General features: G+C 41.3%; 10 protein-coding genes and 1 tRNA gene. 9 read left to right on the plus strand and 2 right to left on the minus strand.

Going from position 1 to position 14,685, the window contains the following annotated elements; translation table 11 throughout:
- Positions 1-7 precede the first annotated feature (7 nt).
- Positions 8-1,030 (minus strand): EF-P beta-lysylation protein EpmB, encoded by a 1,023-nt coding sequence (gene epmB, locus FTV34_RS07485; protein ID WP_180069693.1) that lies wholly within the window; start codon positions 1,028-1,030, stop codon positions 8-10.
- Positions 1,031-1,408: 378 nt separating this feature from the next.
- On the opposite strand from epmB, the gene efp reads away from it, so the two are divergent.
- The 7 genes from efp to FTV34_RS07520 all read left to right on the plus strand — a co-directional run bounded on the left by efp (position 1,409) and on the right by FTV34_RS07520 (position 8,954).
- Positions 1,409-1,978 carry an elongation factor P gene (efp, locus tag FTV34_RS07490; RefSeq protein ID WP_004782608.1) on the plus strand — a complete coding sequence of 190 codons (570 nt, stop codon included), beginning with the start codon at positions 1,409-1,411 and terminating at the stop codon, positions 1,976-1,978.
- A 171-nt stretch (positions 1,979-2,149) separates the two neighbouring features.
- Positions 2,150-4,249: a carbon starvation CstA family protein gene (locus tag FTV34_RS07495; protein WP_034702078.1), complete on the plus strand. Its 2,100-nt coding sequence runs from the start codon at positions 2,150-2,152 to the stop codon at positions 4,247-4,249.
- Between the two features lie 10 nt (positions 4,250-4,259).
- Complete coding sequence (locus FTV34_RS07500) at positions 4,260-4,562, plus strand: YbdD/YjiX family protein (RefSeq protein WP_004782606.1); 303 nt, start codon at positions 4,260-4,262, stop codon at positions 4,560-4,562.
- Positions 4,563-4,952: 390 nt separating this feature from the next.
- Positions 4,953-5,903, plus strand: a complete 951-nt coding sequence (locus tag FTV34_RS07505) for a MoxR family ATPase (RefSeq protein WP_180069696.1) — start codon at positions 4,953-4,955, stop codon at positions 5,901-5,903.
- A 12-nt stretch (positions 5,904-5,915) separates the two neighbouring features.
- Positions 5,916-6,821, plus strand: coding sequence for a DUF58 domain-containing protein (locus tag FTV34_RS07510; RefSeq protein WP_180069699.1), 906 nt, complete (start codon positions 5,916-5,918; stop codon positions 6,819-6,821).
- Between the two features lie 11 nt (positions 6,822-6,832).
- On the plus strand, positions 6,833-8,830 hold the full coding sequence (locus FTV34_RS07515; RefSeq protein WP_180069702.1) for a DUF3488 and transglutaminase-like domain-containing protein: 1,998 nt from the start codon (positions 6,833-6,835) through the stop codon (positions 8,828-8,830).
- Positions 8,831-8,877: 47 nt separating this feature from the next.
- A tRNA-Val gene (locus FTV34_RS07520) sits at positions 8,878-8,954 on the plus strand.
- Between the two features lie 751 nt (positions 8,955-9,705).
- On the opposite strand, the gene FTV34_RS07525 is transcribed toward FTV34_RS07520, so the two are convergent.
- Positions 9,706-10,236 carry a hypothetical protein gene (locus FTV34_RS07525; RefSeq protein WP_180034094.1) on the minus strand — a complete coding sequence of 177 codons (531 nt, stop codon included), beginning with the start codon at positions 10,234-10,236 and terminating at the stop codon, positions 9,706-9,708.
- Between the two features lie 774 nt (positions 10,237-11,010).
- On the opposite strand from FTV34_RS07525, the gene FTV34_RS07530 reads away from it, so the two are divergent.
- Positions 11,011-13,248: an NADP-dependent isocitrate dehydrogenase gene (locus tag FTV34_RS07530; protein WP_034170011.1), complete on the plus strand. Its 2,238-nt coding sequence runs from the start codon at positions 11,011-11,013 to the stop codon at positions 13,246-13,248.
- A gap of 247 nt (positions 13,249-13,495) precedes the next feature.
- Positions 13,496-14,539 carry a metallophosphoesterase gene (locus FTV34_RS07535; RefSeq protein WP_180069705.1) on the plus strand — a complete coding sequence of 348 codons (1,044 nt, stop codon included), beginning with the start codon at positions 13,496-13,498 and terminating at the stop codon, positions 14,537-14,539.
- Positions 14,540-14,685: the final 146 nt, after the last annotated feature.

A 14,685-nucleotide genomic window follows, 5' to 3' on the forward strand; every position in this document is an offset into this window, starting at 1 on the left:
TTATTATTTAACTCAAAAATGTTGAAACCCCAAAAAGCGGTGTCTTATTCTTCTCGCCCGCTATTTCTCGAACTAGTTTAGGAACCAGATACCCCGGTAGGTTCGCTAAAACTTCTGTATAAATCTCATTGATGTGCTCAGCAGGTAAATCAAAATGATGCGCACCTTTTACTTTATCAAGTACATGTAAATAATAGGGCATCACGCCAGCATCAAACAAGCGATAGCTTAAATCAATCAAAACTTGAGCAGAATCATTAACCCCTTTTAATAAAACTGCCTGATTGAGTACCGTGATCTGATGCTGAACCAGCTGATTAAGCTGCTTACAGGTCAGGTCATCCAGCTCTGATGCATGGTTCGAGTGTACCACTAGAATAATACGTAGCCTACTGTTTTTTAACATGCTTAGTAGCTCTTCGTCGATCCGGTTTGGGATCACAATAGGAACTCGTGAATGTATTCTTAAAAATTTGAGATGTGGTACCGATTCTAGTCGTTCAATCCAGGTTTTTAATTTTCGGTTAGATAAGGTCAGTGGATCGCCCCCACTCAGAATTACTTCATTAATATCTGGCTGACTTTCCAGATATTGTTTGATATTGGTCCAGTCTTCATTTTTAGGCAGATTTTCCTGATAGGGGAAATGGCGTCGGAAACAGTAACGACAGTGGACTGCACAGGCACCGGTCAAGGTCAGTAGAAAACGTGACTTATATTTATGTAGAACACCAGGCTGCTGATTGGCCTGTTCTTCACCTAGGGGATCAGTGACAAATCCCGGATGATCTTCCAGTTCCAGATGATGTGGCAGCACTTGTAATAAAAGTGGATCTAAAGGATTGCCTGGCTGCATTCTGGAAACAAAAGCTCGCGGCACACGTAATTTAAAGGCTTGAGAGGCCAGCAGAGCACCAGATAACAGCTGATCTGGAGAAAGCTGTAAAATCTGTAGTAGTTCCTGTGGATCGGTGATCAGGTCACTCAGTTGCGATTGCCAATTTGCTTCTTGATATAAATACTGTGTCATGCCGGAAGATCAAAAAAAGATGAAGGCGATAGCCAGAAGTGCGCAGTTTAGCAGTTTGTCTACAGATGGGAATGTGAAAGCTGGCTAAAATTTCTCTAAACACGATCAGTTTGCTATGGTATGCAAAAGCATAGAGACTTTTATGTGCTTGGAAGACTGGTTGTGCACCAGTATTGGAATAGCTGATGCTAAGTTAAGCAGTGTCAGCAAGTTAAAACCGATTTTTTCGTTGCGACTTGGTGTATTGCTCATTTAGAATACGCAACATTAAATGAATGTGCATGTGGCAACTCATGTTCGTGTCAGACTTGCTAAATGACATTGCAACAGCCCATAGCATCAATAGCTTAAAGTTAGTAAGTTTGGAGTGAGCCAATCATGGCCTATTATTCTACGAACGATTTCAAGTCTGGCCTGAAGGTTATGCTTGATGGTAACCCATGTTCAATCATGGAAAACGAATACGTTAAACCAGGTAAAGGCCAGGCGTTCAACCGTGTTAAATTACGTAACCTTCGCAGTGGTAAAGTTTTGGAAAAAACTTTTAAATCCGGTGATTCTTTAGAAGCTGCAGACATCGTAGAAGTAGAAATGGAATACTTGTACAACGATGGCGAAATGTGGAACTTCATGGATCCTGTAACTTTCGAACAGATCGCTGCTGATAAAACAGCAATGGGCGACGCTGCAAAATGGTTAAAAGACGATTCAAATGAAAAATGTACTATCATGTTATGGAATGGCGTACCTTTAACAGTAAGCCCACCAAACTTCGTAGTATTAAAAATCGTTGAAACTGATCCAGGCGTTCGTGGCGATACTTCTGGCGGTGGCGGTAAACCAGCGAAACTTGAAACAGGTGCAGTAGTACGTGTTCCATTATTCGTTCAGCAAGAAGAAAGCGTTCGCGTAGACACCCGTACTGGTGACTATTTAGAACGTGCATAATGGTCGGAAAATAGACTATTATCAAAGGGGATGACTAAAATCATCCCCTTTTTTTATGCCAAAGTCTTAGAGGAATTAGACAGGAACAAGCGTAAAGTCGCAAGGGAAAACAGCAGTACCTCGAATAAAAAAATCACGCTGATTTATATGCTTCACAAAATGAGGGATTGAATGGAAACTTTACAACAGAAGTCAACCATGACTTCGAAAATCATCTGGCTCCTGGTAGCCATAGTCGGGGCAGTCTCCTTCGGGATACTTGCACTCAGTCGTGGTGAGCATGTGAATGCAGTCTGGCTGGTACTGGCCGCAGCCTGTGTGTACAGCATCGCTTACCGTTTCTACAGTTTATTTATTGCCAATAAAGTTTTTGAACTGAATGCACGCCGTTTAACACCCGCACATCGTCTGGGTGATGGTCTGGATTATGTGCCGACCAATAAAAGTGTGTTATTCGGTCACCATTTTGCCGCGATTGCCGGTGCGGGTCCTTTAGTCGGTCCAATCCTTGCAGCGCAGATGGGTTATTTGCCGGGCACGATCTGGTTACTGGTCGGTGTAGTACTGGCAGGTGCGGTACAGGACTTCCTGGTATTGTTTATTTCTACCCGTCGTGACGGTCGTTCACTGGGTGAAATGGCAAAACAGGAACTGGGTACCTTTGCTGGTATTATCGTGATGCTTGGTGCGCTAGGTGTGATGATCATCATCCTTGCAGTATTGGCACTAGTGGTTGTTAAAGCGCTGACCAACAGTCCATGGGGTGTATTCAGTATTGCCGCTACGATTCCGATCGCCATCTTCATGGGTATCTACATGCGATTTATCCGTCCGGGTAAAATTGCAGAAGTTTCGATCATTGGTTTCGTATTGATGATGCTTGGCATTATCTATGGTGAAAACGTTGCACAGCATCCCTACTGGGGACAGTTGTTCACTTTAACTGGTACTGAACTGACTTGGGCTTTGATCATTTATGGTTTCATTGCATCGGTATTGCCAGTTTGGTTATTACTTGCACCGCGTGACTATTTATCTACCTTCCTGAAAATTGGTGTGATTGCGGGTCTGGCGATTGGTATTCTGTTCGCGATGCCGGAAATGAAATTGCCAGCGATTACCAAATTTGTCGATGGTACAGGCCCAGTATTCGCTGGTTCAATGTTCCCATTTTTGTTTATTACCATTGCCTGCGGTGCGATTTCCGGTTTCCACGCACTGGTTTCTTCAGGTACGACACCGAAACTGGTCAACAACGAACGCGATATCCGGATAATCGGTTATGGCGGTATGTTGATGGAATCATTTGTTGCGATCATGGCTTTGATCTGTGCCGCGATTCTTGATCCAGGTGTGTACTTCGCGATTAACTCACCAGCAGCACTACTAGGTACAACCGTAGATACTGCAGCTGAAGCAGTACGTAATCTTGGTTTTGTGGTAACGCCTGAAGCGCTGACTCTCTTGGCTCAGGAAGTAGGTGAGAACTCGATTCTGTCACGTACGGGTGGTGCACCAACTTTCGCGATTGGTATGGCGCATATCATTACCGAAATCTTTAACAGCCGTGAAATGATGGCCTTCTGGTATCACTTTGCAATTCTGTTTGAAGCTTTATTCATTTTGACAGCGGTAGATGCGGGTACTCGTGCATGTCGCTTCATGGTTCAGGATACAGTTGGTATCGTGATTCCTGCGGTAAAACAATCTCATAACTTCTTCGGTAATATGCTGGGTACAGCCGTTGCTGTTGCTGGCTGGGGTTTCTTCGTTTATCAGGGCGTTGTTGATCCATTAGGCGGTATTAATAGCTTATGGCCATTGTTCGGTATTGGTAACCAGATTCTGGCTGCAATGGCATTGATTCTGGGTACAGTCATCCTGTTCAAGATGAAGAAAGAGAAATATGTGTGGGTAACCATTGTTCCAACCGTATTCCTGTTTATTACTTCAATGACAGCCGGTTGGCAAAAGATTTTCCATGAAAATCCAAAGATCGGTTTCTTGGCACAGGCAGAGCGTTTTAATACGGCAATTGCGAATAATGAAATTCTGGCACCAGCGAAAACCCTGGCTGAAATGCAGACTGTCGCAATGTCAAACCAGATCAACGCAGCACTTTGTGGTTTCTTTATGATCGTAGCGTTTGTAATGCTATTTGCTGCGATTGGCGTGATCCGTCGTGCCCTGGCGAGCCCGGTACCAACCGTAAATGAAGCCGAAGCAGTATATCGCGACCCTGAAGAAATTCAGCCTGCAAAAGGACATTAAGGAGCAGCGCATGAACTTGAAGTTTGCTAAAGGTGGAAAAGCGGTTATCTATAAAATCATCAAGATGACCGTGATGTCACAAAAAGACCTGATCCTGAACCCGAAAAACTGGTCACGGATTGCGACGTTGTGGCAGCGTTTACAGCAGAGTTTCCGCCTGATGGTGGGTGTGCCTGATTATCAGACCTATCTGGCGCATATGAAAAAGCACCATCCTGATCTGGAAGCGATGGACCCTAAAACATTTTATCGTCACTGTGTAGATTCGCGTTATCCATCTGCCGGTGGAGATATGAAGAAGTGTCCATGCTAATGGATGAATAAAATGAGCGCCTTTCGGGGCGCTTTTTTACGGGCAAATTTTAGGATTCAAACAAGATAAAACAAAATTATGATCTATTTTGACATTGGGAATTTAAATTTTTAAAAGTCTTTACCTTTTAGGTATAAGTTCAGATCTCAAAGGTTTTTAATAACCTGTTTTCTCTAATAAATATGCCAATCAAAATGTAATTTTTCTAAACTTTAATCTTAAAGCTTCAATTGGCTCTTATAGGAAATTTAATCATATAAAATTTCTAAAATTCCTAATTTATTCTGCAGAAATAAAGTCGGCAGATGACTGATCTTTGGGGAATTTTAAAAAACAGTGTATGTTAATCCTACAGCATGTTTTATTAGGGAAAATATTGTGATCTGGGGCATGAAACAAAAAGAAAAGCTGGATATTGCGCACAACAATGATGAGCTTGAACAGAAGCTGGCTGATTATGCCCCCAAGATTCAAAAATTTTTCCAAGAAATTAATGCCATTGTTCTGGATAAACATGCACAGACCAGATTAGCCCTATGCTGTCTTATTGCAGGCGGACACGTATTATTTGAAGATTTACCCGGTTTGGGCAAGACAACATTGGCAAGCAGCCTAGCCTATCTTACAGGACTAAAATTTCAGCGGATTCAGTTTACCAATGACATGCTGGCCAGTGATGTGATCGGTATCAATATGTTTAACCAGAAAGAACATCAGTTCGAGTTTAAACAGGGGCCTATTTTTACCCAGATTTTGCTGGCAGATGAAATTAACCGTTCCAGTCCCAAAACTCAGAGTGCCTTGCTAGAAGCGATGGAGGAAGGCTATGCCACTGTGGATGGGATACGTTATGCATTGCCTAAGCCATTCTGGGTAATTGCGACCCAGAACCCCTTATTTCAAAGTGGCACTTATGCCTTGCCTGAATCCCAACTTGACCGTTTTTTAATGCGCCTGTCTTTGGGTTACCCATCCCGTCATGCTGAAAAACTGTTATTACAGCAAGAATCCCGTTTTGCCTTGATCGCAAGCCTAGCACATGTGTTTAGCGAAAATGAGGTGCTGGAATTACAGCAGTTGACCCAGCAGATTTTCATTAGTGAAGCGGTTCAGGAATATATGCTGGATCTTGCGGAAGAAACCCGTAAGAAACGCCAAGGCTTATCAACACGAGGTTTGCTGGCGCTTAAACGTGCAGCACAGGCGAATGCCATTATTCAGCAACGTAGCTTCGTAACTCCGGACGATGTACAAGCCGTTTTTGTGGCAGTCGCCGCCCATCGTCTGGGGCTGAGCGATGCAGAAACATTAAATGTGATGCAACAGGTCGCAGTTAGTTAAAGGAGTCCGCTCTTGAATAAAACCTGGCAAAACTGGCTGGCGAAACGCTTTCAATTTTCACAGCAAAAACAGCTTTCTCAAAAGGATGTACTGGTCTTTATTTATCAGCAGGGTTATCTGTTTTTGGTTCTGATTTTTATCACCTTTATTGCTGGCGTGAATTATGCCAATAACCTGATTTTAGGTTTCTGCTTTCTGATTAGTGCAGTGCTATGTGTCAGCTTCTATCTGACCTTTAAACAGTTGCATGATCTGAATATCGAAATGGTTGCTGAAGACGTCGGGCAGGTGGGTCATGCACTTAACCTGCATTTTTATTTTCAGCAAGCCACAGCCCGACCGCGTTATCTGTATATTAAGGCCGGTAATCAGCTGGAGAAAGTTTATCTGAGTGAACAGAAACAGCATTGGGTGCTGCCATTTTATGCTGAACGTCGCGGTAAATTTGAGTATCCGGTGATTCAGATCTATTCGGTTTATCCCTTTGGCCTGGTACGAGCCTGGACCTATCTTTATCATCATCAGTTTGCCTGGGTGGCACCTAAAGCTCAAAACAATACTTCGGAAAACAAGATTTATCAGAATAGCTTTGAACCGGATATGGATGAGTTCCGTGAATTACGAAATTATCAATCTGGAGACTCATTGCAGGCGGTTTCCTGGAAACAGTTTGCACGTGGGCAAGGCTTGTATGTCAAAGTCTTTGAACAGTATCAGGATGAACATAGCTTTGAGATTCATTATGAACACATGCCTAGCCAGTCGCATGAGGAGAAACTGGGCTTGATGATGGGACTGATTGAGCAATGTGAGCAGCAGCAATGTGCATATGCACTGCATTTACCTCAGGCAGAATTGCCGCAGGGAGCAGGTGAAGAACAGTTACGTAAGGCCAAACAATTATTGGCTCAGGCATAACGGGTGAATCTATGATTGATGGAAAAATCCGAATTTCGATCGTCTTGACCCTAGGCTTGATCATCCTTGCCCAAGTAGCTTTCATCCCGGTGCTGCTCAGCATTATCTTTGTCATTAGCTTACTGTGTATCTGGATTTTTCTTAAACGGCAAAAGCCATTTCCTAAAATAGGAACTTTTCTTCTCACGGCCTTAGCATTAGGTAGTATTTATCTTAGCCACCAAAGTTTTATTGGAGTGGAGGCAGGTGTTGCAGTTCTTTCCACTTTTTTATTTGCCAAATCACTGGAAACGAAAAACCGGCGGGATCTGATTATTCTGTTTAATTTTGCGCTTTTTGTTGCGGCCAGTTCATTTCTATATAGCCAATCTTTTGGCATGGCTGTTGTGATTATTCTATGCTTATTAAGCTGTCTAATTGGCTTATACCGGATTCAGACCAGTGAGTTTCAGCAGAGTCAGCAATCACCACGTATAGCCTTACAGCAAGATGCCAAATATGTCGGCAGATTTGTGCTTTATGCTCTGCCGTTTTTTATTTTGTTATTCATTTTCTTTCCGCGTTTGCCACCGCTTTGGCATATCCCAATTCCAGAAAATAAAGGTATAACCGGAATCGGTGACAGTATGTCACCGGGCGATATTGCTGAATTATCTCAATCTAATGCTCTAGCTTTCAGGATTATTGGTGATGTGAGTAAACTGCCGCCACGTTCAGAGTTGTATTGGCGGGCATTGGTGCTAGATGAATATGATGGACAGCGCTGGACCAGTAGCTTTATTAATCAGCAGCCTTTAATCCGTCAGCCTGGAGAAGTTGTTCCAGTATCCACATCAGGGTGGAATTACCAATATCTGGCTGCTGATCCTTCTGTGTTCTGGGTGATGGGCCTGGAAAAATCGATGCCTTTGGAACGCAGTTATTATAATCGTCAGGACTGGAGTATCGTACCAAGGCGTTTAACCCAACGAGTAGAACCGATTCATCTGCAATGGCTAGGTAGTCAAAATACTGAAAGTATTTTACCGGAGCAATTTGTTCAGCGACTTAATACCCAGACTCAAGCCCATTTGGATACTCAGGCACAACAGTTGGCACAGCGTTTATATCTACAAAGTGAGGAGGATCCACGACATTATATCCGAACAGTCTTAAACTGGTATCAGCAAAATCATTTTGTATATACCCTGAAACCGGGCGTACTCGGTAAAAACCGGATTGATGAATTTCTGTTTAAATTTCGGCAGGGTTTTTGTGAACACTATGCTTCCAGTTTCGTGATGCTGATGCGATATGTTGGAATTCCGGCACGTGTGGTCACAGGTTATCAAGGCGGACAATTGGCGCCCGATGGGAAAAGTTGGGAAGTTCGTCAGTTGGATGCTCATGCCTGGACAGAAGTCTGGATTGACCAAAGATGGCAGCGTTTTGATCCTACCGCAATGGTAGCCCCGCAACGTATTGATGATGGGATGCAAAATTTAATCTCGCAAGATGAGCGAGTATGGGCAAGTAATTCTGGCTGGACATCACACCGTAATATATGGCTGACCAAACTAAGAGTCTGGAGTGATTATGCAAGTTACCAATGGCAAAGTAAGGTCGTAGGCTATAATGCCGAATCACAGCAGGGCTGGTTAGCGAAACTGGGCCTAAGTTCAGTCTATTCCAGCGTAATTATTTTAATATCTGGTATTGGCATACTCGTACTGCTTTATATTTTAAAAATCTATTTTAAAAATAGGCAGTTACAGTCACCTTTTGAACATTCTATTCAGCAGTTTAATCAGTCTTTGAAAAAAAAATTAAAAAGACAACCCGCAGAGACTTTTCATCAGTGGATGTTAAGGCTATCTCAGCAAGTTCAGGGTGAAGATCAAGCTGTATTTTTTGAAGCAATCAGACTATTTGAAAAATCAATTTATTCAGGTAGGGAGTTCTCGGACCAAGATCTGAAACAATTCAAAGATTTGCTTAAAACTTGTGCGTATATATTGAAAATTAAATGAAAAGACTTGTCTTAGGATCGAAAAATTTATAATATGCCAAACATTCTAGGTGTATAGCTCAGTTGGTTAGAGCGCTACGTTGACATCGTAGAGGTCTCCAGTTCGAGTCTGGATATACCTACCAGGATTCAAAAACTAATGTTATAAGGGTTTTAAGCGAAAACAGTAGCTTAAAACCCTTTTTTTATACCTACAATAAAAAGTATCTTTATCCGCGTTATCCTTAAAATCGCTGCTTTTTACCGATTATACAGCTTAATTTACGTCAAGGTTACGACAAGAATTTTGGAAAGTACGTCATGAAATTAACTGAGCCAAGAATAAGAAAGTACATTGAATCTTTTGATAATAAAATAATGCTATGAATAAGGTCAGATCATTCTGTTATATGGACATTTCGGTTTGCACTTAAAACTGCAATGTGATGGGGGAAATGGGTATAAAGATAAAAAATATTTACGATAGAAATGTTCATCTGCCAAAGACTAAAAATGGTGATGCACTTAATATGCCGTTAACTATAAAGGCTATAGAGCTTCTGGATTTGATTCAATATGACGGACTTAATATTAATCCCTCAAAAAGAGAATTCATTTAAGTTGATATGGAAACGTAGAAAGCAAAAGGCAGGGCTTCCAGATATTCATTTTTATGACACGCGACATAAAGCACTCAACCCTTTGTGAATAAATAGAAATTATCGATTGATGTGCTGGCCCTGATCACTGGGCGTATATCAAAGTGCTGGCAAATACTTACTACACCCGGGATCGAAGATATTGCTGACATGTTAGAGGCTGCATACGAAAAGCCTTATTCAGTTAATGGGGTAGGGTGAGTAGTGAGGCTGAGGATTTTTGTGTGATATGAGATTGTTAATCTTCAGTTATCGTAAAGTGATGTCTCATTAAGTCAGTATTATTTGCATCATTTATTATAGAAATTAATACATCATATATAGCAGTTAGCTCATCTAGACTATGGAAAGCGCTCTTTCTGTTTATACGCTTACACATATCAAAAATATCTTCTTGGACTTCTTCAGCATGGTTAATTTTTTCTTTAGTGAGTGTAATTAACTTTCGAATATCACCTTCTATTACTTCGCTATTCTGATCGAGTGATTTGATAGACCCTTCCGACAATTTCAATATTTTTTTAAAATTATTTATTTTTAATGCGTTTTTATCTAAAGCTATGAGTGACATATTAAGGGATTGTATCTTTAATTCAAATTTTCTTTGTTCATCTGCACGATCTTCATGTTTTTTTGCAATTTTTATCTGTTCAATTATTTGTCTATAACCAAAAATTGCAAGACTTAGCGCTAATATGCCTATCAGAATCTGAATCTGTCCTGAATTGCTCTCAGCCCATGTCGAAAAACTAACTAAATAATTCAACATAAAATAAGTCCTTATTGTAAATTAATCAGCATTCTACCCAAATTTAATTAGAAGATTCTTATTAATTAAACCAACATACTGGCATTATCTAAAGCCTATTAAACCAATAGAACCATTTTTTTTATTTGAATTACGGTCGATACATTTCCAGTGTTTGTAAAGGTAATTAAAAAAATGCACATAATTTAAACTGAAGAAAGAGTAGAAAGGTGACTATTATTTAGGTTGTCTTAAGCCTTTAGGATTAACTATCAATTTATCAGGTGCAGATCATAAATTTCGATAGGAAGGAGCAGATCTGTTTCAATTCGCTTTTTAACCCATACTTATGGAAATTACGGCCATTGATAATTTATTTTCATGATACCCAACATGTAGATAAAAATTGATGGCAAAAAACCGAATTAAGCACACATTAAGTTTATAGGTGAATTTGTCTGATTTTTAATTTAAGTAATTGAATTATAATGATTAAATTATAATTTTTGGTAAAATTAAGCAAAATCTGCAAATTAACCTTCTAATGCACAAATCGCATGGTTTGGCAATGTGCCGATTCGAAAAAAGGTTCATTTTCACGTAGAATACTGCTGTCGGTGAATCACGCTGACAATTTTTACGAATTTTTCAGGCAAAGTTGAATATGTATTGATATTCCTTTGACTGAGGTGCAACCAGCACCACTACTTTCAAAGTTTATTTAAGTAACCGGTTCGCTGAAATTAGGCCAAAAGCCTGATGATCAGAAACTCAATCCAAAGCAAGGGGCTATATATGGCTGGTGGAAAGTCAACAATCATTTACACACTGACCGACGAGGCGCCATTATTGGCGACTTACTCTCTACTGCCGATCATTGAGACCTTTACTAAGCCGGCGGGCGTTGAGATTGTTAAGACAGACATCTCTGTAGCCGCACGCGTACTTGCAGAATTCGCAGACTATCTAAGCGATGAGCAGAAAGTTTCAGATAACCTGGCAGAATTAGGTCGTCTTACTCAGGACCCAGATACTAATATCATTAAACTCCCTAATATTAGTGCATCTGTTGCTCAGTTGACGTCATGCATTAAAGAACTTCAGTCTAAGGGCTATGCACTGCCTGATTATCCGGAAAACCCGACTACTGAAGAAGAAAAAGCAATTAAAGCGCGTTATAGCAAGTGCCTAGGTTCAGCAGTGAACCCAGTACTTCGTGAAGGTAACTCTGACCGTCGTGCGCCGACAGCAGTGAAAAACTACGCGAAAAAACACCCACACTCTATGGGTGAATGGAAACCTTGGTCACAAACTCACGTTTCTCACATGCAAGAAGGTGACTTCTACCATGGCGAAAAGTCTATGACTTTAGACCGTGCACGTAATGTGAAAATGGAACTGATCACCAAGTCTGGTGAAACTATCGTTCTTAAGCCAAAAGTTGCGCTTCAAGACGGCGAAATCATCGACTCAATGTTCATGAGCAAAAAAGCCCTTTGCGACTTCTATGAAAAAGAATTAGAAGATTGTAAAGAAGCTGGCATCCTGTTCTCTTTACACGTTAAAGCGACCATGATGAAAGTATCACACCCGATTGTATTCGGTCACTGTGTACGTATTTACTACAAAGATGCGTTTGAGAAACACGGTAAATTATTCGACGAGCTCGGCATTAACGTAAATAACGGTATGGCTGGTCTTTACGAAAAAATCGAATCTTTACCGACTTCTTTACGTGAAGAAATCATTGAAGATCTTCATGCATGTCAAGAACACCGTCCAGCACTTGCGATGGTTGATTCTGCAAAAGGCATCACTAACTTCCACTCACCTAACGACGTGATTGTAGATGCTTCTATGCCTGCAATGATCCGTACTGGCGGTAAAATGTGGGGTGCTGACGGTAAACCTTACGACTGTAAAGCAGTCATGCCTGAATCTACATTCGCACGTATTTACCAGGAAATGATCAACTTCTGTAAATGGAATGGTAACTTCGACCCACGTACTATGGGTACAGTTCCTAACGTTGGTCTGATGGCTCAAAAAGCTGAAGAATACGGTTCTCACGACAAGACTTTCGAAATTCCAGAAGCGGGTGTTGCGAACATCACTGACCTTGAAACTGGTGAAGTGTTGATGTCTCAAAACGTGGAAGAAGGTGATATCTGGCGTATGTGCCAGGTGAAAGACGCACCGATCCGCGACTGGGTGAAATTGGCTGTAACTCGTGCACGTAACTCTGGCATGCCAGCAATCTTCTGGCTTGACCCGTACCGTCCACACGAAAACGAACTGATCAAAAAAGTTCAAACATACCTGAAAGACCACGATACAGAAGGTTTAGACATCCAAATCATGTCTCAAGTACGTGCGATGCGTTATACACTTGAACGTGTTGCTCGCGGTCTGGATACCATTTCAGTAACTGGTAACATCCTGCGTGATTACCTGACTGACTTGTTCCCAATCATGGAACTTGGTACTTCTGCGAAAATGCTGTCTATCGTGCCTTTAATGGCAGGTGGCGGTATGTACGAAACTGGTGCTGGTGGTTCTGCACCTAAACACGTACAACAATTGGTAGAAGAAAACCACTTACGTTGGGATTCTCTAGGTGAGTTCTTGGCATTGGCTGTTTCTCTGGAAGAAATGGGCATTAAAGAAAACAATGCACGTGCGAAACTGCTCGCGAAAACACTGGATGCTGCGACTGGTAAATTGCTTGACAATGACAAGTCTCCATCACGTCGTACTGGCGAGCTAGACAACCGTGGCAGCCACTTCTACCTGGCTAAATTCTGGGCTGAAGAACTTGTAGCGCAAGACGAAGATGCAGAATTGAAAGCGAAATTTGCACCGATCGCTCAGTCTCTTGCTGAAAATGAAGAGAAGATCGTAAGCGAATTGAATGCAGTTCAAGGCCAATCTGTAGATATCGGTGGTTACTATGCGGTTGATCCTGCAAAAGTAAATGCTGTAATGCGTCCAAGTGCTACATTGAACCAAATCATTGAATCACTAAACGCTTAATCAGGCTGTACTAGCTTTAAAGCTCGTAAAGTGAATAAAACCGGTGCTTAGGCGCCGGTTTTTTATTGTTTTTAGATATACATTTAGATAAGAAATGAAGAAATGAGATTTCAGTTAAGTTTCTGATCTATCGTCATTTGATTGAATAATCGAAATGATTAAAAAATAATTCTGAACTTGTTATATTGATTTAAAGTATAAGCGCTATATTAAAAAAAGGTTTTATTGACCTGGGTAGGGTAGAGTCATGAGTAATCAGATATTCATACAGCAGACTTTTGATGGTCCGGTGGATATTGTTGGCGATATTCATGGTGAGATTGATGCGCTACAACAATTGTTAGAAGTATTGGGCTACGATCTGCAAGGTCGTCATCCTGAACAGCGTAAACTGATTTTTGTCGGGGATCTGTGTGATCGTGGACCAGACAGTATCGCTGTCATCAGACAGGTTAAAACCTTAATAGAAAATGGCAATGCGCAATGCATTCTGGGTAATCATGAAATCAACTTGTTAACCGATACGCTACGGGAAGGCAATGGCTGGTTTTTTGGTTCACCGCATCAGGATGATCTCAAAACTTTTGATTCAATTCAGGCTTCAATTCAGGATCGTGCATGGATTCTAGAATTTCTAAACAGCCTGCCTTTGGCTCTAGATGCACCCCATTTAAGAATTGTGCATGCTTGCTGGGATACGCAGGCAATTCAACAATTGAAATCTGTTCCTTTTAATTCAATCAGACAGGCTTATGATCATTTTGTCCTGAAAAATGAACTTGAGTTGCAGACTTTGGGCTTTGATGAATATATTCAGAGCGAACAGCAGCAATATCAGGGACAATTCAAGGATCCGACAGCCAGTATTCCCTTATTAAAATATATCGCTGAGAAAGAGTTACGCGACCAGATGCAAAATCCGATTCGTACCTTAAGCTCAGGTGCAGAGAAAATTGCGCAACGTCCAGTCTATGCAGGGGGGCGCTGGCGCATGATTGACCGTTTGCCATGGTGGGAGCGTTATACAGATAAGATACCTGTCGTGATTGGCCATTACTGGCGAAACTTTAAAACCACCGAAGAAAAATCCGGTCTGTTTAAGCATATTGATGCCTTGCAATGGTTTGGTCAGCAGCAGAATGTATTTTGTGTCGACTATTCAGTGGGTAGGCGTTATCGCGATCGTCAGCAACAGGCTGAGTTTGCCTATCATCTCGGGGCTTTAAGATGGCCTGAAAATCTGGTGATTTTTGAAGATGGCCAGCAGTATTTCACTCAAAAAATGACGTAAAAAAAGCAGCCACGAAGACCATTGCTGTCCCACAATTTTTCACAAGAGGAAGCTCATTTGAGCTTCCTCTTGTTTTATGGGTATTTTATCGGGTGAAAATAAAGCTTTTAAAGTTCTTCTTTCAAACAAATTCACTTGAATTATTC

The organism is Acinetobacter sp. YH16038, assembly GCF_013417275.1.
Classification (GTDB): domain Bacteria; phylum Pseudomonadota; class Gammaproteobacteria; order Pseudomonadales; family Moraxellaceae; genus Acinetobacter.